At 52.4% G+C, this 21,112-nt stretch carries 26 protein-coding genes, 2 tRNA genes and 1 pseudogene; 5 read left to right on the forward strand and 24 right to left on the reverse strand.

Going from position 1 to position 21,112, the window contains the following annotated elements; all coding sequences use genetic code 11:
* Positions 1-4: 4 nt before the first annotated feature.
* From HMPREF0080_RS06110 to HMPREF0080_RS06125, 4 genes are all read right to left on the reverse strand, one after another.
* Positions 5-265, reverse strand: coding sequence for an AtpZ/AtpI family protein (locus HMPREF0080_RS06110; RefSeq protein WP_006790461.1), 261 nt, complete (start codon positions 263-265; stop codon positions 5-7).
* A 225-nt stretch (positions 266-490) separates the two neighbouring features.
* Positions 491-1,636 (reverse strand): non-hydrolyzing UDP-N-acetylglucosamine 2-epimerase, encoded by a 1,146-nt coding sequence (gene wecB / locus HMPREF0080_RS06115; RefSeq protein ID WP_006790463.1) that lies wholly within the window; start codon positions 1,634-1,636, stop codon positions 491-493.
* A gap of 30 nt (positions 1,637-1,666) precedes the next feature.
* On the reverse strand, positions 1,667-2,704 hold the full coding sequence (locus tag HMPREF0080_RS06120) for an MraY family glycosyltransferase (RefSeq protein ID WP_006790464.1): 1,038 nt from the start codon (positions 2,702-2,704) through the stop codon (positions 1,667-1,669).
* 140 nt (positions 2,705-2,844) lie between these two features.
* Positions 2,845-4,488: a phosphohexomutase domain-containing protein gene (locus HMPREF0080_RS06125; protein WP_006790465.1), complete on the reverse strand. Its 1,644-nt coding sequence runs from the start codon at positions 4,486-4,488 to the stop codon at positions 2,845-2,847.
* Positions 4,489-4,619: 131 nt separating this feature from the next.
* Here HMPREF0080_RS06125 and HMPREF0080_RS06130 point away from each other — a divergent pair.
* From HMPREF0080_RS06130 to HMPREF0080_RS09205, 4 genes and pseudogenes are all read left to right on the forward strand, one after another.
* Positions 4,620-5,373: pseudogene (locus tag HMPREF0080_RS06130) on the forward strand (exodeoxyribonuclease III).
* 48 nt (positions 5,374-5,421) lie between these two features.
* A tRNA-Leu gene (locus HMPREF0080_RS06135) sits at positions 5,422-5,505 on the forward strand.
* A 114-nt stretch (positions 5,506-5,619) separates the two neighbouring features.
* Positions 5,620-5,826 (forward strand): hypothetical protein, encoded by a 207-nt coding sequence (locus HMPREF0080_RS06140; RefSeq protein ID WP_006790469.1) that lies wholly within the window; start codon positions 5,620-5,622, stop codon positions 5,824-5,826.
* Complete coding sequence (locus tag HMPREF0080_RS09205; protein WP_071777898.1) at positions 5,795-6,199, forward strand: DUF3862 domain-containing protein; 405 nt, start codon at positions 5,795-5,797, stop codon at positions 6,197-6,199. Before HMPREF0080_RS06140 ends, HMPREF0080_RS09205 begins: the two co-directional genes overlap by 32 nt.
* Positions 6,200-6,267: 68 nt before the next feature.
* Here HMPREF0080_RS09205 and HMPREF0080_RS06150 read toward each other — a convergent pair whose 3' ends face one another.
* From HMPREF0080_RS06150 to HMPREF0080_RS06235, 19 genes are all read right to left on the reverse strand, one after another.
* Positions 6,268-7,266 carry an electron transfer flavoprotein subunit alpha/FixB family protein gene (locus HMPREF0080_RS06150; protein ID WP_006790471.1) on the reverse strand — a complete coding sequence of 333 codons (999 nt, stop codon included), beginning with the start codon at positions 7,264-7,266 and terminating at the stop codon, positions 6,268-6,270.
* Between the two features lie 13 nt (positions 7,267-7,279).
* Positions 7,280-8,065 carry an electron transfer flavoprotein subunit beta/FixA family protein gene (locus HMPREF0080_RS06155; protein ID WP_006790473.1) on the reverse strand — a complete coding sequence of 262 codons (786 nt, stop codon included), beginning with the start codon at positions 8,063-8,065 and terminating at the stop codon, positions 7,280-7,282.
* Between the two features lie 181 nt (positions 8,066-8,246).
* Positions 8,247-8,966, reverse strand: coding sequence for an amino acid ABC transporter ATP-binding protein (locus HMPREF0080_RS06160; RefSeq protein ID WP_006790474.1), 720 nt, complete (start codon positions 8,964-8,966; stop codon positions 8,247-8,249).
* Positions 8,953-9,612: an amino acid ABC transporter permease gene (locus HMPREF0080_RS06165; RefSeq protein ID WP_006790475.1), complete on the reverse strand. Its 660-nt coding sequence runs from the start codon at positions 9,610-9,612 to the stop codon at positions 8,953-8,955. The genes HMPREF0080_RS06160 and HMPREF0080_RS06165 overlap by 14 nt, the downstream gene beginning before the upstream one ends.
* 21 nt (positions 9,613-9,633) lie before the next feature.
* Complete coding sequence (gene pfkA, locus HMPREF0080_RS06170) at positions 9,634-10,599, reverse strand: 6-phosphofructokinase (RefSeq protein WP_006790476.1); 966 nt, start codon at positions 10,597-10,599, stop codon at positions 9,634-9,636.
* Entirely contained in the window at positions 10,586-11,152 is a 567-nt protein-coding gene (locus HMPREF0080_RS06175; RefSeq protein WP_083817919.1) for a shikimate kinase, read from the reverse strand. The genes pfkA and HMPREF0080_RS06175 overlap by 14 nt, the downstream gene beginning before the upstream one ends.
* Before the next feature lie 165 nt (positions 11,153-11,317).
* Positions 11,318-11,770, reverse strand: coding sequence for a hypothetical protein (locus HMPREF0080_RS06180; RefSeq protein ID WP_006790478.1), 453 nt, complete (start codon positions 11,768-11,770; stop codon positions 11,318-11,320).
* Complete coding sequence (locus tag HMPREF0080_RS06185; RefSeq protein ID WP_156795306.1) at positions 11,754-12,203, reverse strand: hypothetical protein; 450 nt, start codon at positions 12,201-12,203, stop codon at positions 11,754-11,756. Before HMPREF0080_RS06185 ends, HMPREF0080_RS06180 begins: the two co-directional genes overlap by 17 nt.
* Positions 12,204-12,282: 79 nt before the next feature.
* Complete coding sequence (locus tag HMPREF0080_RS06190) at positions 12,283-13,038, reverse strand: hypothetical protein (protein ID WP_156795307.1); 756 nt, start codon at positions 13,036-13,038, stop codon at positions 12,283-12,285.
* Positions 13,038-13,448 carry a hypothetical protein gene (locus tag HMPREF0080_RS06195; protein ID WP_006790481.1) on the reverse strand — a complete coding sequence of 137 codons (411 nt, stop codon included), beginning with the start codon at positions 13,446-13,448 and terminating at the stop codon, positions 13,038-13,040. Before HMPREF0080_RS06195 ends, HMPREF0080_RS06190 begins: the two co-directional genes overlap by 1 nt.
* Positions 13,445-13,954: a hypothetical protein gene (locus tag HMPREF0080_RS06200; RefSeq protein WP_040347399.1), complete on the reverse strand. Its 510-nt coding sequence runs from the start codon at positions 13,952-13,954 to the stop codon at positions 13,445-13,447. Before HMPREF0080_RS06200 ends, HMPREF0080_RS06195 begins: the two co-directional genes overlap by 4 nt.
* On the reverse strand, positions 13,941-14,300 hold the full coding sequence (locus HMPREF0080_RS06205) for a hypothetical protein (protein ID WP_040347400.1): 360 nt from the start codon (positions 14,298-14,300) through the stop codon (positions 13,941-13,943). The genes HMPREF0080_RS06200 and HMPREF0080_RS06205 overlap by 14 nt, the downstream gene beginning before the upstream one ends.
* Positions 14,266-14,724, reverse strand: coding sequence for a pilus assembly FimT family protein (locus HMPREF0080_RS06210; protein ID WP_006790484.1), 459 nt, complete (start codon positions 14,722-14,724; stop codon positions 14,266-14,268). The genes HMPREF0080_RS06205 and HMPREF0080_RS06210 overlap by 35 nt, the downstream gene beginning before the upstream one ends.
* Positions 14,709-14,864: a hypothetical protein gene (locus HMPREF0080_RS09945; protein WP_216436700.1), complete on the reverse strand. Its 156-nt coding sequence runs from the start codon at positions 14,862-14,864 to the stop codon at positions 14,709-14,711. Before HMPREF0080_RS09945 ends, HMPREF0080_RS06210 begins: the two co-directional genes overlap by 16 nt.
* Positions 14,865-14,883: 19 nt before the next feature.
* Entirely contained in the window at positions 14,884-15,171 is a 288-nt protein-coding gene (locus HMPREF0080_RS06215) for a prepilin peptidase (RefSeq protein ID WP_006790486.1), read from the reverse strand.
* An 8-nt stretch (positions 15,172-15,179) separates the two neighbouring features.
* Positions 15,180-15,578: a competence type IV pilus major pilin ComGC gene (locus tag HMPREF0080_RS06220; protein ID WP_050808833.1), complete on the reverse strand. Its 399-nt coding sequence runs from the start codon at positions 15,576-15,578 to the stop codon at positions 15,180-15,182.
* A 14-nt stretch (positions 15,579-15,592) separates the two neighbouring features.
* On the reverse strand, positions 15,593-16,795 hold the full coding sequence (locus HMPREF0080_RS06225) for a type II secretion system F family protein (RefSeq protein WP_006790488.1): 1,203 nt from the start codon (positions 16,793-16,795) through the stop codon (positions 15,593-15,595).
* Positions 16,792-17,754 carry a type IV pilus twitching motility protein PilT gene (locus tag HMPREF0080_RS06230; RefSeq protein ID WP_006790489.1) on the reverse strand — a complete coding sequence of 321 codons (963 nt, stop codon included), beginning with the start codon at positions 17,752-17,754 and terminating at the stop codon, positions 16,792-16,794. The genes HMPREF0080_RS06225 and HMPREF0080_RS06230 overlap by 4 nt, the downstream gene beginning before the upstream one ends.
* A gap of 3 nt (positions 17,755-17,757) precedes the next feature.
* The gene (locus HMPREF0080_RS06235; protein ID WP_006790490.1) at positions 17,758-18,867 is read right to left on the reverse strand and encodes a GspE/PulE family protein; all 1,110 of its coding nucleotides are present in this window, start codon (positions 18,865-18,867) and stop codon (positions 17,758-17,760) included.
* Between the two features lie 166 nt (positions 18,868-19,033).
* On the opposite strand from HMPREF0080_RS06235, the gene HMPREF0080_RS06240 reads away from it, so the two are divergent.
* On the forward strand, positions 19,034-20,581 hold the full coding sequence (locus HMPREF0080_RS06240) for an AsmA family protein (protein WP_006790491.1): 1,548 nt from the start codon (positions 19,034-19,036) through the stop codon (positions 20,579-20,581).
* A 264-nt stretch (positions 20,582-20,845) separates the two neighbouring features.
* Here HMPREF0080_RS06240 and HMPREF0080_RS06245 read toward each other — a convergent pair.
* A tRNA-Ser gene (locus HMPREF0080_RS06245) sits at positions 20,846-20,934 on the reverse strand.
* Positions 20,935-21,112: the final 178 nt, after the last annotated feature.

The following is a 21,112-nucleotide window of genomic DNA, read 5'->3' on the forward strand; positions in this document are numbered from 1 at the left end:
CCGACTACTTGATCTTTTCGTCCAGATTTCCGGCCTTTCTGTAAAGGGACCAGAACCCTGTAACGGCGCCTAACAGGGAAAACCCTATCAATCCGAAAGGATTGGTTTCAAAACAGGAGTCTATAAAGCGGCCGATCAGGACGCCGGCGAAGATATTCACAAAAAGCGTCAGCCCCAACGATCCGGCCGCGGCAACAAGCTGCAGCGCGGTCATCGTATTATTTCCGTTCCGGGTCCTGTCTTTTTGATCCTTACCTTCACGCATAGTTTCCCGAACTCCTATCAGGCGATTGCAGCAGAACAAGGTGCTTTTCCCTTGTTATTTCCCATGTCTGCGGGAAATTATACTACGATTTTATTCTACTCTTTCCCTATTGAAATTGCAATAAAATAAGCGGCCGCCCAAATTAAATAAATATAAAAAAGAACGGCTTGTCGGGGCCGTTCCTTACTGTCTTTATACAAATCCGTAAATAAGTAATCCATATTTTTACATAAATTCATCCGGCCTGCCGCCTTTTCCGGCAAAAACGTGAAGGATGGCACGCACGATCCGTTCCGCCGCCCTTCCGTCCCCGTACGGGTTAACGGCGTTGCTCATAGCATTATAGGCGTCTGCATCGGTGAGGAGTGTCTTCGTCGTATTGTAAACGGCATCCTTATCCGTTCCTATGAGGGCTACGGTACCCGCTTTTACGGCTTCCGGCCGTTCCGTCGTATTACGTAATACAAGGACCGGTTTGCCTAATGACGGAGCCTCCTCCTGAATGCCGCCGGAGTCGGTGAGGACAAGATAACTGCGGCTCATGAGATTGGCAAAGGGCTCGTAATCAAGCGGTTCAATGAGGTGAATCCGATCAGCGCCCGCCAATTCCTCATTGACGACTTGCCGCACAAGGGGATTGCGATGGACGGGGAAAACAATTTCCGCGTCTTCCGTCTCCCCGACAATGGATCGCAGCGCTTTATATATATGACGCATAGGCTCACCGAGATTCTCCCGCCGGTGCGTCGTCAGAAGAATGATACGGCGTTTCGCAAAATCTATACTGCGCAAGTCTTCATCGTCAAAGCGGTAATCCGGGCGGACCGTCTTCATCAGCGCGTCAATAACCGTATTGCCGGTCACGTACACGGCGGTCTCCTTCACTGCTTCACGCAGAAGATTTTCCTTCGCCGTCGTCGTCGGGGCAAAATGAAGAGCCGCCACGGCACCTGTCAGTTTACGGTTCATCTCTTCCGGAAAAGGCGAATATATATTGCCTGTCCGCAGTCCCGCTTCCACATGTCCGACAGGGATCTGCTGGTAATATGCGGCAAGCGCGCCGGCGAAGGTCGTCGTCGTATCGCCGTGTACGAGGACGAGATCGGGTTTTTCTTTTTCCAGGACGGCCTTGAGCCCCATCATGGCCCGCGCCGTAATATCATAGAGAGTCTGCCCCCGGGACATAATGTCCAAATCATAATCGGGAACAATGCAAAACAAATGCAGTACCTGGTCCAGCATCTGACGATGCTGTGCCGTTACGGCCACGACAGTCTGAACGGAATCTGTGTGCTTTTTCAGCTCCAGAACGACGGGAGCCATCTTGATAGCTTCCGGTCGCGTACCGAACACGGCCATTACTTTAATCATGGAAGCGCCCTCCTCTGACGGGTAACCCCTTTATTTTTTCGTCGTATTGCAATTATCGGACCGGCGGAGTACCCCGATCCTGCGCGCCGAATAAATACAGACGGCTAAAACGGCGACTATCGTTACGATCCCCGTCTTATAGCCCACATTGGCAACGAAAACGGCGACGAACCCCAATAAAACACTGACCATGTACATGCTGAGCACGGCCTGTTTCTGCGTCATGCCGAGCGCCAGAAGGCGATGATGCAGATGGCCTTTATCGGGCTGGAATACGGGCACGCCGCTCATCTTACGGCGGATGATGGCAAACAGCGTGTCCATGATAGGCACGCCTAAAGCGATAATAGGTACGATAAGAGCCACTGTCGCAGCCGTTTTAACTAGTCCGAGAACGGCGACGACGGCCATTGTATAGCCGAGTAGCATGCTGCCCGTATCACCCATAAAAATTTTGGCGGGATTAAAATTATACTGCAGGAAGCCGAGTGCCGCACCGGACATGGCAACCAGGATCATGGCGGGCAGATATTGATTCATACTGACGGCCATGAAAAACATGGAAATCGACGCGATGACGGAAACACCCGCTGCAAGGCCGTCGAGGCCGTCAATAAGATTAACGGTGTTCGTAAAACCGACAATCCAGAAAACAGTAACAGGGACGGCCAGCCATTCGGGGATGATCAGGATAGTGCCGAACGGGTTCGTTACCCACTCGATCTGCACGCCGTATGCTACGGGGATCGCGGCGGCAATGATCTGTCCGGCCAATTTCACCCTGGCCGGAATATTGCGGATATCGTCCCAGATACCGAGCAGAACAATGGCGGCGGCTCCTAAAAGGAAACCGAAAAATTCCGGAAACACGGGCATGGAGTACAAACCGGCCGCCATAAAACCGATATAGATGGCCAATCCGCCCAAGCGCGGAATGACATGAGTATGCACTTTACGTTCATCCGGTTTATCAATGGCACCGATTTTGATTGCCAGTTTTTTTACACCCGGCGTCACCGCATAGGAAACTATTAACGCAATAAAGAAAGGCACAACATACGCAAGCACCGAATACGCCTACTTTCCGTTCGAGTTATTAAGCCGGAAACAAGGTAACCGTACGTTCCCGGCAGATACACGCAGCGTGTACGTCCATGGACATTATAGCACAGGTATTCCGAAAAATACTATAACATTATGACCGACGCCTACTCCGCGTTTTTTATCGCCTTATCGATGAGTTCCCGCCCCGCCTCCAGGAGCCGTTCCGCATGCGCGGTGGATATATAGCTTTCTCCGTACAGCTTGTACAGGTCTTCGGTTCCCGACGGACGGGCGGCAATCCAGCCGTCGTCGGTGGTCACTTTGATGCCGCCTATGGCAAGCTTTCCATAAGAGGTTTCCGTGCATTTTGACGTGACAGGTTTACCGCAAAGCGATACGTCTTTAATGTCCGCTCCTCTTACGGCGGCAATGCGGCCCTTTTCTTCTTTGGTAGCCGGCGTATCGCTTCTTGACGTAAACGCCGGGCCTATATCCCTGCAAAGGTCGGCATAATACGCCGGCAGGCTTTTACCCGTAACGGCCGTTATTTCACAGGCTAAAAGACACATGACAATACCGTCCTTATCGGTCGTCCAAAGAGCGCCGTCCTTTTTAATGCACGTCGCGCCCGCACTCTCTTCGCCGGCAAAAAACACGTCACCCCCGGACAAAAGCTCGACAAAATACTTAAATCCCACCGGAACTTCATAGCAGGGAACACTAAGTTTTACCGCGATTTTATGCAATAATTCCGTCGTTACGACGGTTTTGCCGATACCCTTGCCGGAAAAATCGCGATGCGTAGCCAAATAATGGGCCGCTACCGTAAGAAAGGCATTGGGCAAAAGCATGCCGTCGGGGCCGCAGACGATTCCGAAGCGGTCATAATCGGGATCATTCGCCAGGATAAGGTCATAAGCGCACCCGCTTTTCATGACGCCGGCCATCACATACGGCGAGGAGCAGTCCATGCGCACCCTGCCGTCATGGTCATAAGTCATAAAGGTAAATTGCGGATCGTAGCTGTCATTGATAAAATCCAGGGAAATATCATATTTTTCAGCTATTTTGTGCCAGTAGTTCATGCCGGCGCCGCCGAGGGCGTTGACCAGAACAGCCAGCCTTCCCGTACTGACGGCACGCATATCGATGACCTCATCCAGCTCGTCCACATACAACGCCTTATAGTCGTACCGTTCACAGGCCGCATCGATATGTTCATCACCGCAGGCATAACGGCGTACGCCCTTATTTCCCGCCGTCAGAAGCCGGTTGGCCTCCGCTTCAACGGCTTTCGTAATCACCCCGCCGGCAGGCCCGCCCGTAACGGGATTGTATTTGATCCCGCCGTAGTCGGGCGGATTATGGGAGGGTGTAATAAGGATGCCGTCGGCCAATTTATCCGCCCGGCCTTCATTATACCGTATGACGGCACGCGATAAAGCCGGCGTCGGCACGAAGTCGCGCTCGGAATCTATGCAAACCGTGAGCCCGTTGGCCGCCAGAACCTGCAGGACCGTTTGATACGCCAACTGGGAAAGATAATGCGTATCCGCGCCGACAAAAACGGGGCCGGTCGCGCCGAACCGTTCACGGAGAGTGCAGATCGCCTGCACAATAGCCGCCACATGAGCGTCTGTAAAGCTGCCGTCGGCCGCCTTTCCCCTGTGTCCGGATGTGCCGAAGGAAACCCGTTGTTCTTCCGAATCGGGATCGGGAACTATCTTTTCATAGGCCTTTTTTATCATTTCCAAGTCGGGATAATCCGCCGGCCGCACCTTCTGCCCGGCCAATTGATGAATGGACACTGCACGCACACCTTCCTTTTGACAAGGCCGTTAATCTTATATACACTACAATAAGCGGCCATATCATTAATTTAAAAAGCTATATTATTATACCAAATTACACGTACCTTGTTAAAGAAAGGAAAACCGCAATGAAATTTATTTCTTGGAACGTCAACGGCCTGCGGGCGGTCATGAAAAAAGGGTTCCCCGAAATATTTAAAGAACTCGACGCGGATGTCTTCTGCCTGCAGGAAACAAAACTGCAAGAAGGACAACTCAGCATGGATCTGCCTGCGGTTATGAACAGTACTGGAATTATGCCGATAAAAAAGGGTACAGCGGCACGGCTGTGTTTACGCGTATCAAACCGCTGTCCGCCGCTTACGGCATGGGTATTGACGAACACGATCACGAAGGCCGCCTCATTACCCTCGAATTCAACGACTATTATTTCCTTACCTGTTATACCCCCAACAGCCAGAATGAACTGGCCCGCCTTGATTACCGCATGCGCTGGGAAGACGACTTCCGCAATTATCTGCTCGCCCTCAACGCGAAAAAACCCGTTATCTTCTGCGGCGATCTCAATGTGGCCCACGCAGAGATCGATCTGAAAAATCCGAAATCGAATCGCAGGAACGCCGGCTTTTCCGACGAAGAGCGCGCCAAAATGACGGAACTGTTAAACGCCGGTTTTACTGACACATGGCGCTATTTTTATCCTCATAAAGAAGGCGTTTACTCATGGTGGTCCTATCGTTTCAAAGCCCGTCAAAACAATGCGGGCTGACTATCGACTATTTCATTACGTCAAAGGCTCTTGACGGCCGTCTGAAAAAAGCCGAAATTTATACAGCTGTCGAAGGCAGTGACCACTGCCCGGTCGGACTCATTATCGACTGACCGGATTGACGTCTGTAAAATGACCGTGCTACAATAAAAAACGGTCATGCGAGTGTGGCGGAACGGCAGACGCACCAGACTTAGGATCTGGCGTCTTACGACGTGAGGGTTCAAGTCCCTCCACTCGCACCAGCGGGACGGCGTCTTGCCTTGCAGGGTGCCGTCCGTTTTTAAGCTGTTCATACTCTGCTTTATACCCCTGTTTTCAAGGTTTTCGCCTTAAAATATATTGAAGGAGTGATCCCGATGAATAAGAAAAAAATCAGTGTTCTCGTTATGGCCGGCCTTTTGGCCTGCACATTTATGGCGGGCTGCGGCAATACGGCCGGCCATAACGGCGGCGGCAGCGCGAAACAGGAACAGAAGAGCCCCGAAATGCAGGCATATGAAAATTTCCTGACCATTCCCATGGGCGCATCGTATGATGGATGTCAAAAAAGTCTTGGGCAGTGACGGTAATCTGACAACGGAAAATGAGATTGCCGGCATGAAAACACAGACATACGAATGGAAAGAAGGTTCCACGGCCGTAACCGGCCTCTTCCAGAACGGCGCGTTGATCACCAAGGCGATAGTCAGCCCGAGCGTCTTTAAAACCAACGGCGAAACGATCAAACTCGCCCAGTTCGACAAGATACAGCCCGGCATGACGTATGAGCAGGCAAAAGAAACACTGAAAAACCGTGAAGGGTATCTTTTAAGCGAAGCCGAAATGATGGGCACGGGCGCCAAGGTCTACATTTGGATGAACGATGATCAGTCGAGTGTACAGCTTACCTTTACAAACGGCACGGTCAGCGGCAAAGCGCAGTCCAACTTAAAATAATCGAAATAAACGGGAAAAACCGGCTCGGTCAGTTGACCGAACCGGTTTTTATCATTTTGTATGACTGCTCAGGGTTTATAACGGGAAAACTCTTTTTCCAATTCAGGCAGTGCCGCGAAAAGATCGCCGACAATACCGTAGTGCGCAAATTCAAAAATAGGCGCTTCCGGATCCGTATTGACCGCTATAATCATAGGGGCTTCCGCAAGGCCGAGTTTATGCTGAATGGCGCCGGAAATACCGAGAGCGATATAAATCTTCGGCGCAATTTTTTTGCCTGTGATCCCGATCTGGCGGTCATGTGTCGCCCAGCCGTTATCTACCAGCGGTTTGGAAACGCCCAACGCGGCGCCGATCGATTTCGCAAAGGCCGCAACCTTGGCAAACCCTTCCTCATCGCCTACACCGCGGCCCGCACCGACTACGATATCCGCATTTTCAACGGTCAGCTCCTGTTCTTCAGCCGGTATCGGCGTGAAGCTGATCAGTTTCTGCATTGCAGCCGCGCCTTGAAGCTCGGCCGTTTCATGGATAATTTCACCGGCTCTCGACGCGTCGAATTCAGTGCCTCTGAATATTTTATCGCTGATCGTGGCAAGCTGCGGTCTCGTCGTCGTCAGAATCTTAACATATACCTTGCCTGTAAAAGCGGGCCGAATCCAGGTGATCGAGTCGTCATCGCCTTCATAGGCGCAATTGATACAATCCGCCACAAGGCCCAAATTCATAGCGGCCGAAAGACGGCCGCCCAAATCGCGGCCGTTATACGATGCCCCGATAAGCAGCACATTCGGTTCATATTTCTTAATGACGTCTGTCGCGGCTTTTGTATACAGAGAAGATTCATAGTCCGCCAGTTCCGCATTATCAAGGACTACAGCCGCGTCGGCGCCGTAGCCGACAGCCTCCCGGGCGATCTCTTCGCCGCCCGCAGGGACAAAGGCAACCAGTTTTTTCGCTTTGCTGTCGGCCAGTTCCCTGCCTTTTCCGAGCAATTCCTGGCTGAGCCGGCTGACCTTACCGTCCTCGGCTTCTATATACACCCACACACTCTGTTTGATATCCATCAGTCGGCCCTCCTTACAATACCTTATCGGCAACGAGCTTACCGATCAATTCTTTTACCGCGTCTTCTTCGTTACCCGCTTTGATCATAACGCCTACGGCATGCTTCTCCGGAGCGAACACGCCGGATACGACCGTTGCGGATCCGGATTTTCCGACTTCTTCCGGTGCAAGCCCCAAATCTTCCAGACGCCATGTAGCGAATACGGCTTTTTTCGCATTCATTTTACCGCGGATATTCGCAGAACGTGGGGAATTGGCCTTTTCCGTGACGGAACACACGGCAGGAAGGGCCGCTTCCACGGTTTCCTCACCGCCGCGGGTATGACGGACCGCTCTGACGGCTTTCTCATCGACTGTAATTTCATCGGCATACGTAAGTAAAGACATTCCCAAGCGCTGCGCCACTGCCGGCGGGATCTGCCCCGTATCGCCGTCCGTAGATTGACGGCCCGTAAATACAATATCTACGGGGCCTAATTTTTCTACGGCTTTTGCCAGGATCTTACCGGTAGCCAACGTGTCGGATCCTGCCATGCGTTCGTCCGAAACGAGGATGCCCGTATCGGCGCCCATGGCGATGCCTTCCCGCATAGCTTCAGCAGCCGTTGCCATTCCCATGGAAATAAGAGTGACGGTGCCGCCTCTTGCGTCTTTTACGGCCAGGGCCGCTTCAATTGCATGTATGTCAACGGGATTTAACATGGACGGAGCGCCGATACGGACGAGATTATTCGTCTTCGGATCGAGCTCGATATCCGAAACGGACGGAACTTGTTTAACTAATACGGCAATATTCATCTTTTTTCCTCCTCTTGCAGAATGTTTATATTCCTGTTGTGTATAGTATATGCTATCCTCCTGTTTACCTCAACCGATACCCGTTACTTTAAAATATACCTAATTTGTATGTAAACGCCTTTAGCATGAGAAAAACGTATTTTTCGTGTAAAAGACGGGATCCGGGACCCCGTCTTTTACATTACAATATTTTCGATAAAAATTCTTTCGTCCGTTCTTCCTTCGGATGAGCAAAGATCTCATCCGGCGTACCCTCTTCCAGGACAACGCCGTCGTCTATAAAGAGGACTCTGTCGGCCACCTCTCTGGCAAAGCCCATTTCGTGCGTGACGATAGCCATGGCCATACCCTCTTCAGCCAGTTCCTTGATGACATCCAGCACTTCGCGCACCATTTCCGGATCCAAGGCGGACGTCGGTTCATCAAAAAGCATGTATTTCGGTTTCATCGCCAGGGCTCTGGCGATGGCGACGCGCTGCTGCTGGCCGCCCGATAAGGTTTCTGGATAGACATCCTTCTTTTCGGCAAGCCCTACTTTTTCAAGAAGCCTGACGGCCGTTTCCGCGGCTTCGTCTTTCGGCATGTGACGTGTTTTCATCGGGGCGAGAATGATGTTTTCCAATACCGTCATATGCGGGAATAAATTAAAGCGTTGGAACACCATACCCACTTCCATGCGGACTTCGTTGATTTTCTTTGCCGAGTCCATACTGATGCCGTCAACGACGATTTCTCCCGAAGTCGGTTCTTCCAGGTAATTGATGCAGCGGAGAATCGTACTTTTCCCGGAACCGGAAGGCCCGATGATGACGACAACTTCCTTGTCCGCGACAGTAAGGCTGACGCCTTTTAAGATCTCGTGCCTGCCGAAGGATTTCCTCAGTTCCTTAATCTCTATCATCAGTCGCAAACCTCCGTTCCAAGTAGTTGACCAGCCGCGCGATGCCGAGGGTCATAATCAGATAAATGACGGCAACGGCCACCCAGATTTCCAGGGAACCGTACGTCTTGGAGATAATCAGCTGGCCCCGGCGCGTAAGCTCTTCAAAGCCGATAACGGAAACCTGAGACGTTTCCTTCGTCATGGAAATGAACTCATTGCCGAGCGGCGGAATGACGTGCTTGAAGGCCTGCGGAATAATGATATAAATCATCGTCTGCATCCACGATAAGCCTAAAGAACGGCCGGCTTCCATTTGGCCCTTGTCCACGGACTGGATACCGGCGCGGAAAATTTCCGAAACATAGGCCCCGCTGTTAATGGAGCACGCCGCCACGGCCGCCAGGAACGGATCGATCTGATGGCCGATGACGCGCGGCAAGGCGAAATAAATCAGGAAAATCTGAACCAGGATAGGCGTGCCGCGGATAATGTTGACATAGCAAACGCAAACGGCATTGAGCAGTTTAATGCCTGACATGCGGCAAACACTGACAACAAGCCCTAAAAGGAAGCCGAGCCCGACGGAAATAGCCGTAATCTTAATAGTGACGCCCGCACCTAACAAGAGAAGAGGCAGGTTGTCCCAAATTAAATTAAAATTCATACTCTCTCCACTCCTTACAACTTATCTCCCTAACTGATGAATGAGCCGATATAAATTCTCATCGAAAACGAATTTAATTTTACCCGCTTCCCCGTAAGGGGTAGCGACTATCCTGCCGCCGTCGGAGCCGACGACGCAGTTATACTTTCCCGCCAGGAGAGTGTCGATCGCCTTTTGCGCGAAAAGGCCGGCCATAAGGGAGTCGTACGCGCTGGGAGGCCCGCCGCGCTGCACATAGCCGAGGACGGTCAGATTGGCTTCCAGATACGTATGCTCCTTAATATATTCAACCACGTCCGTACCGCGCGCCGCCCCTTCGGCGACAATAATAATACTGCTCATCTTATTCATGCGGTGCGATTCGAGGAGATGCTCACAAAGAGAAGGAAAATCTGCGGGATGTTCCGGCGTCAAAACCATTTCCGCGCCGGCGGCCATGCCGGCGCGGAGGGCAATAAACCCGGCATGGCGGCCCATGACCTCAATAACGGCCACGCGGTCATGAGAAAAGGCTGTATCCCGAATTTTATTGACCGACGCGAGAACCGTGTTAACAGCCGTATCAAAACCGACAGTGTAGTCCGTACCCAGCATATCGCCGTCAATCGTACCGGGGATAACCACGGTGGGCATGCCGAAAGCACTGATCGCTTCGGCGCCTTTCATGGAGCCGTCGCCGCCGATAACGACCAGCGCGTCAATATCCCTGGAACGCAAAAAATCCGCCGCCTTTTTCTGTACTTCAGGTTTCATAAATTCAAGACACCGGGCCGTGCGCAAGAACGTACCGCCGCGCTGTATAATTTCCCCGACGGAGCGCCGGTCAAGGCGGCGCATGTCTTCATCCACCAGGCCGTCGTAACCGCGCACGACGCCTTCCACGTCCAGGCCGTTATGAATAGCATAGCGCGTAACGCCGCGGATGGCCGCATTCATCCCCGGCGCGTCGCCGCCGCTCGTCAATACCGCTATTTTACGTATTTCCACCGTTTTCCGTCCTCCCTTCCCGTTTCGCAAAACGAAGATGCGCGTCATGGATCGCTTTAACGATCATTTCAACTATCTGAGAGGCCCCGCCGCAGGTCGTATCGATGGTAAAATCACAGTACGGGTATACTTCTTCCCACTGCTTCATCATAAGGCGCACGAAGCGGTGTAAATTATCGTAGTCGACAGTGGGCCGTTTACCGATATGCCTGCTTACCCGCTCTTCCACGCGGTACGGTTCCGAGGCAAGCGCCACGATGACGCCGTAACGGTGCAGGATACGGTACGTATCCACATTCATCGGGAAATTGCCGCCGAAAGAAATAACCGCTTCATGATATCTGCTGACCTGATGCAAAATATTTACTTCTTTTTCCCGAAATATTTTTTCTCCCGCATATTTGTAAAATTCCGCAATAGACATGCCTACGCTCCGCTCCAAACGACGGTCCGTATCGACAAATTGCCATTTCAGGCGGCGGGCCAATTTGCGGCCGATGTGACTTTTCCCGCTCCCCATCATGCCGACTAAAACAATATTGCGTTTCATCATCTGTTCCCCCTTGCGCAGACTCTGAAAATCTATACGTAACACATGGCTAATATTATAGCAAAAATCACGGAAAAATAATACACTCAAATTAAAAAAGCAGTGCATTTTCTGCATACTTTTGTTATATGTATGCATAAATTCACTGCTCCGGTTGATCCGGGACGGTCATCGTTTTATATTTCTTTGTTTCACCGTAAAAACACCTTCTGCGGCACCGTCTTTGTACGTCAGTTCGTCGAGTTCCGTTGTAAGGGGCGGAAAAATCATATCCACTCCGTTAAGAATGCGTATTATGCCGCCATAGGAGCCGCGTACGGTAAAGGTATAGGACTCGCCGGACGGGGAATTGCCGGCCACGGCGGTAAGGGTTACTTCGGACCCGGCCGCCGCCTCCTCCAGTCTGAGCGGCAACTCCGTAACGGCCGCAGCGGGGAACGGCTGCGCCTTATGAGAGAACGCCCGGTCATCATACTGCCGCAGCAGAGTATTCCGCCGTATCAAAAGAATACAGTGTTCATAAGCGACCCTGTCCCTGTAGGCCAAAAACAAGGTAAGCATAACGGTGGCGGCGAGTACGGCAGACATATAGTTTTTTATGAACCTACGGACGTTCTTCATATCCGGACTCCAAAAGCAGTTCAAAACGCCAACGCGTATCCTTCGCTTCCATATGTTTAACCCCGATATTCCCCGGTGTGATTTTTTTCGCCAGTTTTCCCTGCCACAAGGACAGGGCTTCTTTTTTGCCGGCCGTCCCCTTTATGATAAACCCGTTTTGTCCGCGGGAAACGGACTCAACATATATATCGGGCGGTCTCGTTTCGGCCAGACAGACGAGCAGGCCGGCCGCGCTCATGCCGTCAGGTTCGCTTCCTTTAACGGTTTCTGCGCGTTCGGCCGCAAGTTCGGCCGTCCTGTTCCCGGCCGCAACCGTCTCCGCTACGGACTTATACCGTTCTTCATACACGGACACTTCATTTTCGGCGTACCGGATCACGGCCTGCCCGTACACGCCGAGGATAACACCGGCCGCGACAAGACCGATTTCCATATAAGTCAGCCATTTTTCCTGTCTTACGGACCGTCTTTTTTCCTGTACTTCCACAAGGGAGGAGATTAAATTTCACGGGCTACACCTGAATTCTCACGGCCAATACCATATCCATGCCGGTAAGGCCTAATTTTTCGGCTTTTTTTACCTGCTTCCCGTCACCGCACGAACGGAGCAAAACAGCCGCCTCATCGGGCGGCGTCCCTTCATTTGCGGCACGGCAGGCGTAAGCTTCCACGGAGGCCGCCGATAAAACAATCGAATATACCTCTTCGTTGTCACACATGGTCAGCGTCCCTTCATAAGCGGGACAAAACTCTTTGATGAGAGCCGGCAGAATATCGACACGCGTCAGTACGGCGCCTTCTCTGCGGCAGGCTGCCGCGGCCGCCTCGATACAACCGCGCTTATACGCTGCCGCAAGCCACTCATATTCATTACTGCGGGCGTCTTTACGGACAAGAACCGCATCAAAAAGATATTCTTCCGAGCTGTCCAGGAGCATACCGCTCCAGGCAATGGACTGGCAGGCTTCCTTATAGTTGCGGGTAGGCAATGCTATTTGTTTTAAAATAAGATTTTCATCGCCTATGACGAGGACGATCTCATAGCCCCGCAGCCCGTATACACGTATCATATCGGCGAGAGCAGCCGCCGGGAACGGGTCTGCCGGCGCCTTTGCCCGTACCGGCGGATACTCATGATAAAGACTTTGACACAATATCATTTTCCGCCATACATTCCGTTCGATTTTAAGGATACGGGCGCCCTTCTTCCCGGGCAGAATGACGGCCTTACGCCTGCCGAGCCAAATTGTACGTCTGCCTATTTCCATCAATACCAGATCCATTCAATACGATTATTTTTCATGTCCTTGTCCTTTTCTCCAAATTTAACGGCGCAGGTTTTGCCGATTCTCTGTTCCGCCGTAACGGCATATGTCCGCAATACGGTTTTACCTGTTGCAAACCGCTGCACCCCGGCGCCGAGGACGTCGCCTTTTTCAGAAATGCCGTATATGTCGTGAACCTCCCGCGTTCCGCCTGCAGGCAGGCTGTCCGGATCGTCACAGCTCATGAGCAAAACGCTTTCCGCTTCATAAGCGCCTCTTACGGCCGCATAAAAAGCTTCGGCCTGACGGACTTCCTGCAAGGCCAGCCGTGCCGTTACCAACGCGACGGAAAGGACAGACAGGCCCAGCGCTAAAACGGTATATGTCATAAATCCGTTTCTATGAAATTTCATTCGTCTCTTCTCCAGATACGGGGCAGGGGCCACACGGAAATACGGCAGATCTGTTTCACGTCCGTCTTTCTGTCGATAAGTCGGAACGCCGAAGTCACCATACCGTCAGTCTCCGAAAAATACGCCGTCCCCTGAAGGGGCTCCATAAAAACATCCGTCTCACCCGGCTCGCCGGCATCATTTCCCGTAATCGGCTGCCCCGTACCGTTGGATAACCGTTTATACAGTATTCGATTACGCACAAAAAAGCCGTTCATCTCCCCGTTGCCGTCGCGATACCGCACTTCATTCGGTGCGACAACAATATCCGTACCGTAGCGCAGGGAAAACCAGATCGTTTCTTCACAGACAACGGCCTGACGCACCAGATTCTCCCGTGCGACGGCCTGCCGGTACAGCCGTACGGCCTGAACGAAGAGTGAAAAGAAAAGAGTAAGGCAAAGAAGGGCCAGCCCGATGTATATTACTGCTTCCGTCAGGAAAAAAGCGTTTTTATTTCTTTTCAAGAACACTGAATTCATATGTCTTGCCGTAACCGTCAGTCACTGAAACGGCTCGTTTATTATAAGGGCCGGCAGGACGGAGCGTCGTCCGCACGGACAGATTATATCGCTTGCTCAATCCGTCAATTTCAGAAACGGGAAGGCCGGCACGGCTTTCTTCCAGCGCCGTCCTTCCCGCCGTAACGGCGGCGCGGACAGTTTCCGCCCGTTTCATACACTGCAGGGCCGTCCCGAAAGTAAGAAATGCCGCCGCAAACACCGTCAGTCCCGCCGTAACGGCAATAAGCGCCTCACAGAGAAGAAAACCGCCCGTTTTATTCCATACGGATACGCCCCGTTTGCGCGGCAATAATGATATCCCGTTTATACGCCTTATCCTGCGACTCAATAACGATATGCATCGTCTTTCCTTCCGGACGCCCTGCCGCATCAAAGGATACAATCCCGTTACCGTTTGAGCGGGAGCGGACGGTTTCAGGAAAAACCTTACGTTTTTCAATACTGAAAATACTGTTTGTAAGCACATACTCTCCGGAACGGACATATATTTTTTTCACCTCTTTCGCCGCAGCCTGATTACCAATCGAGTGGGTGCGTAAAATCTGTAAATCCGATACGAGTTCCCGCGCCGTTTCATCAACGGCATACTGCTCATGGCGGCGGTGCAGGGTAACAGGTACCGCCGCCGTCATAAGCAGGAAAAACAACACCGCGCAAACCAGCAGTTCAGTCAGCATATACCCTTTCTCATATACTTTCAGACGCACAGCCATGTCAGCCACTCTTCATAAAAGATCAGGGAAACCCACCACCCGGCCAATAAAAAAGGAGCGAACGGCACGTATTTAACGGACCACACCACGCGTAACGGCACGGCGACGAGCGCCCCCGTCAGAAAGGCAAAGACAAGCATGCCGTAAGCGCTTATGCCGTTACAGCCGATTACGAGGGGCAAGCAGTAATTTCAGATCGCCCCGTCCCATTCGCCCGTGCGATACGGTATACAGGACAAGCATAAAAATCCACACACCTACCGATACGTACGGGTCGGGCCGAACGAGCCCCGCCCGCAACGCCGCAAGCTGAATCAATATAAGAGCCGCGACAGCTGTATCGGGTACCCAATACCAACGCAGATCGGTCAGGGAAACAATCACCGTAAGTACCCCCATAAGCCACGGATAAAGAGAGGCGTATACATTGCCGAACTGTTCCATCATCCGCGCCTTTACTGTCCGCCGCCGTTCTTAATATCCTGCATCTGTGAATTGTACGTCTTCCCGTCAAAGGTGCCGGATACAACACCGTCCGCACTGATTTCGTATGTCCCCCCGTCCGGAAGTCTAGGTTCGAACTGCAAATACGCCTTGCCGTCACTGTCTTTTTCCGCCAATGCGGCGACACTGTCCGGATATTTTCCCTTGTCGATTTCATACAGGGCGGCGGCATTGTCAATCGTGCGGATATCCGCACTGATTTTGGCGATCTTGGCGGTCTTGCCGGCGGACATGAACTTCGGTACCGCCACAGTCGCGAGGATTAAAATAATACCGACAACAACAAGCATCTCCAAAAGTGAAAAGCCGTTTCGTACAGGTTTCCCTGCTAATTTACGTATCTTTACCATAAGTTTCTCCTTTCTCATTCACCGACAGCAGTAACCATATCCAAGAGAGGCAGTAACAGGCCCAAAACAAGAGCGCCCGTTACGATACCGACAAAAACAAGCATAAGCGGCTCCGTTATTTTTTGCGCCATTGCCGCCGCTTCACGCAGCCGTTGCCCGTAATAGGCGGAAATTGTCCGGAGAGCCGTATCATATTCTCCCGTCGTTTCACCGACACGAAGCATTGTCTCTACGTAAGATGTCCCGAATCTTCCCGTTCTGACGGCTTCACTGAAAGACATACCGTTCTCCAGACAACGAGCCGTACGCGCAATATGGTTTTGAAAGGTCGCCAGGGGTATAACGGACATACTGTCCCGAATCGCCGAAAGAATGGGAATACCGCCCGCCATTTGAACGGACATGACCAGACTGAACCGTTGCCACGACCAAATCGCACATAATGCGCGTATCCGCGCGACTCTGCAAAGTAATTTCTCCACTTCTTCTCTATATCGCCTCCTTTGTAATGCACAGTATATTGAAACACCTGTGGCCGCGAATATCCCCAGCAGTAAGGGGCCGTACGCGCACAGGAAATTTCCCGTTGCCAGTAACATGCGCGTTCCCGCCGGCAAGGGCGTCCCCATTTCGGCGAAAAGCTCGGCAAAAACAGGCAGGATAAAAAAGACGGCGCCGAAAAATACGAGGTGTATACAGACGAATAAGAAAGCGGGATAAATTAAAATACGCCGTACCTGCGCCCGCTGTTCCCGCGCCGTTTCATAGTAATCGCCCGAAAGGCGGAGCATCTCATCAAGCCGTCCCGAATGTTCCCCCGCCCTGACGAGCGCACAGGCAAGGCGGGGGAAAAGGCCCGATTCTTCCATGGCCGCAGCCGCCCTCTCCCCGCCTTCCATTTTGGCTATGCAGGCCCGCAAAGAAGCTTGCTGTTCCCGCTTTTTTATATCGTGGGCCAACAACTTCCAGGCTTCCACGAAGGGAATCCCCGCCGCGGTCAGGCGGGCGGACTGGTCAAAAAAGAAAGACAGTTTTTCCGGAGACAGGCACCTGCTTTTCGTCAGGCAGTCGGAAACGGTTCGTTTTTCATCTATTGACAAAAGGTCTATGCCTTTTTCTCCAGCCCTGGTCAGGACTTCTTTTTTCGAGTTTGCGAAGACGATGCGCTCAACCTCCCGGCCCGTACCGTCTACAAACCGCAGTGAAAAACGCTTCATCTCGCCGCACCGCATCTTCTCAAAGCCTGCTCCATCGTCCTCATCCCGTCGGCGCCGCCGGTCTGCATCAGCGTCTGCAGCTGATGCTCTTTACCGCTGCGGATAAGCTGCGCCGCCGCAGGGGTGCGGACAAGTATTTCCCGGCAAATCCTGGCCCGTCCTCCCGCAAACAGGCGTTGCTGGGCCAGGACGGCCCGTAACGACAACGACAGGCGATAACGAAGCGCGTCTTCCTGCCCTCTTTCCCCCATTGCGGCAAGGCGGGTAATCGTCTGGACCGCCGTCTGTGTATGCAGGGTGGAAAAGACAAGATGTCCCGTTTCGGCGGCCGTCAGGGCGGCTTCCATGGTTTCCCTGTCGCGCATTTCGCCGACCAGGATAACATCCGGATCCTGCCGGAGAGCGTCTTTCACGGCGGCGGCAAACGAATCGAAATGACACTGCCACTCACGCTGCGCCAAAAGGGCCTTTTCACCCGACACGACGTATTCGATCGGATCCTCAAGCGTAATAATATGGCATGCTTTATGACTGTTTAAATAGGACAACATGCGCCAAAGCGTCGTTGTTTTGCCGCTGCCCGTCGCGCCTACGGCGAGCACCAGCCCTGCCTGCAGCCGGCTCAGGCGGGCAAGAAATTCCATATCTTCGTCAGGCGGAAGCTCCTCGAGAGGATATAATATCCGCAATACACCGTGCAGCCCCGCATATTCAAACGACCAGTGGGCACGGCAGCGCAGGTTCCCGGCAAAACGGAAAGAAAAGGACAGGCATTGATTTGTCTCCATATCCTTACCGCGCCGCCGCAGCCAGTCGAGCAGGTCACGGCGTACCGTAATTTCGTCGCCTGCCGCTGTGATTGCCCCTGCTCTGCGCATGAGCGGAACACGCCCTTCCTGTAAATGCAAGTCACTAGCGCCGGCGGCGACGGCTCCGGCCAATACTTGATCGATATCCATAGCTTACTCCTTGTATACGCGCCGTATCTCGGCCGCATCCGTAAGGCCCGAACCGATACTCCGACGGATGGATTCGGAAAACAACAGCCCTTCACCGGCAAGACGCTGCATTTCTCCTTCGCTTTTTCCGCTGCGTATGGCGTTACGCAGCGACGCATTCATCGGTACGACTTCACTGATACACAGGCGGCCGCCGTAGCCGCTGCCGTGACATGCTTCACAGCCTTTGCCGCCGCAGACAGAGCACTTTCTGCGCACCAGTCTCTGCGCCATAAGGCATAACAGGGCGTCTGCAAGCAAATACGGCTCAATCCCCATGTCGATAAGGCGTCCCGGGGCATGCAGCGCCGTTGCCGCGTGCAGCGTACTGAGAACAAGATGTCCCGTTAACGCCGCACGCACGGCGATGGTCGCCGTTTCGCCGTCCCTGATTTCACCGATGACGAGGATATCGGGATCCTGCCGCAAGAGGGCACGCAACCCCTGAGGAAATTCCACACCGCCCTTGGCATTGACCTGGCTTTGGCTGAACCCGTTTATCTTATACTCTACCGGATCTTCAAGCGTGGCTATGCTGACGGCATCACTGTCCAGTTCGCGCAGCGCCGCATACAATGTCGTCGTTTTCCCGCTGCCTGTGGGGCCGCAAATAATAACGAGGCCGTTCGTATACGTCAATGCGCCGCGTATAAGAGCCACGCCCCGTTCGGGCAAGCCCAGCCCGTCTAAACTAAGCTCTGCCGTCCGGCTGCCGAGAATACGAATAACCGCCTTTTCACCGCGAACCGTCGGCATCGTGCTGAGCCTAAGGTCCGTTTTCACCGCCCCGCTCTCCCAAAGGATGCGCCCGTCCTGCGGCAGCCGTTTATTGGCGATATCAAGGCCGGCCATGATTTTCAGGCGGATCAGAAAAGGTTCACCCTTTTCCGGCGGCGCCGCGGCCACCGTATACAGAACGCCGTCGAACCGGCACCGCACTCTTACACTCTCATCCAACGGCTCAATATGAATGTCACTGGCTCCTTCCCTGACGGCGTAGCCGAGAAGCCGATCCAATAAGTCCTGCGCCGTACCGGTTATGCCCTCTTTCTCCGTCCATATGCAGTTCTCCATATGCTTCACCGCCCTACACCTGCATCATAACGCGCTGCGGGCTAAAATTGCGGATTTTAAGTAACTTCTAATCCGGGAAAGGGAAAGTTTAATTTCCCCTTAATCTGCACGGTTCCTATGGTATAATAAGTCAGTACATCTTCTTATTTTGAAAGTCGTGAAACCTATGAAAAACCCATTTTCCGAAGGACACAGCAGGGTACGCGCCTGGGGTAAACGGGCCGCCGTTATCTTCTGCACGGCGGCGGCGGTCCTTTTTATCCTGGCTCTGTCCGCTTCGCACGGCGCAGCCTTTATTTTTAACCGGGTCATGGCGGATCAGTCGGTGGTCAAGGGTACGATTACGGTAAACACCCTTTCCGCCGATATCCGCGGCCGTGTTAATTTTACCGATCTTGAATGGAATACGCCGGACGGCAAACGTATTCTCTACGTACCGTCCGGCAGTTTCCGCGTTAATCCGTGGGACTTTATTCTTCATAAACGCATAAAAACGACAACCTTGCGCGAAATAACCTTAAACGACTCCGTCGTCTCCGTACAATTCGACAAAAACATGCAGGCCGACATCATCCCCCGCCCGGATGACGCTGAAAACGGAGGCGGCACGCCGAAAACACTGGACGAGAAACTCCGCAATCTTAACGTAAAAGGGAAAAAATTCAATATCCTCCTTACCCTGAATAATTGCCGTTTTGAAGCGTATCACGAAAACCGCTATTATGCCATGTCTTCCGTCGATGCGTCCATACGCTTAAAGTCAAACGAAGTGCTGAGCGTGGACTTTGCATCCGGCCCGTTCCAGGGCACTTCCGTCGGTGACGGCATTACCGTACAGGGACGGATCAATTTACGCCCGGATATGCCGGAACTGGACCTGTCCGTGAATTTTCTCAACGTTGATCCTTCCTCCCTCGGTTTCGGCCGGGCCATTCATGATCCGCTAACCTTAAAAACATATTTCACCGGTCCCGCGGCTCATCCGCAGGCGGCGGGAAAACTGTCCATGGAAAAACTGTCCATTCCTGCTCTGGACTTTACAAATGTCAACGGCGACATCACCTACAACGACGGTATTTTCACATTTACAAATGTCACTGCCGATGTATACAACGGTAAACTCACGGCCCACGGCGATTATGACATCAGTACGCGGGCTTACCATATATGGGGCAGGGGCACAGGCCTTGACAGCCGCGTCGCTTTAAAGCGGATAGAGTTCAAATGTTTTGTAGATATGGACATTACCATGGAATGTGACGGCAATCCGGAGGATCTCCTCACATACGGCACCTTTTCTTCCGGCAAAGGCCACTATTCCCTCATCCATTTCAACTCCATTACCGGGAGTTTCTCGAACAGGCGGAGGCATCTCGATTTTTACGATATCGCCATCAATACGAAATTCGGGCTGATCACGACGGACGCGCTTCATATCATTAACGGCCACGTCGTTCTCAGCGACATTAATGTCGTCTTTCCCGGCGAGCTCCGTACCTTTAACCTTTTTTCGCCGAACAGTTCCGACGATACGTGGCAAAACACGAAAGAGAACATGAAAGCCGTCCGGGAAAACATAAAAAGCCTGAAAGAAGGCATGCGCCGTTTTAAAAATACGGAGGATCAATTAAAAGAAGATATGGATGCTGTCAAAGAAAATAAACGGCGCATAAAAGAAAGCCTGCACCGCGCCGAATCGGCAATTTCGCCGTAATCTCCATATGGCCGGAACTCCGAGCCGCACCCGGACAGAAGGATGATTATAGAAAACCGTCAGTATGACCTGCTAAGGTCATTAACTGACGGTTTTCTATACGTTACATTTAAACACGTATTGCAAGTGCCGTTTCCGATTGCAGACAAAAAAGAAAGGCTGTCAACGTAACTGTTGTTTACATTGACAGCCTTTCATGGGAGGGGTATATACTTGTTCCCCCTCTATTTTGTATCTGTATACTCCTGCCTGATTTAAGTACAATGGCGGAGCGGGTGGGATTCGAACCCACGAGACCTTTCGGCCTAACTGATTTCGAGTCAGCCCCGTTATGACCACTTCGATACCGCTCCGTACATACTCTGACAGTGTATCATGCTTTGAAATGGACGTCAAGCAAGGACCCGCCGGAATAAAACGGGTTCCGTATTAAAGTTTATGCGCGCATTGCAACGCGGCATACAGCCGGTAAACGTATACGGGAAAACACCGGACCGTCCGCCCGAGAAATCGTGCTCACAAAAACGGCCG

This window comes from Megasphaera geminata F0357, assembly GCF_000239275.1.
In the GTDB taxonomy this organism is placed as follows: domain Bacteria; phylum Bacillota; class Negativicutes; order Veillonellales; family Megasphaeraceae; genus Megasphaera; species Megasphaera geminata.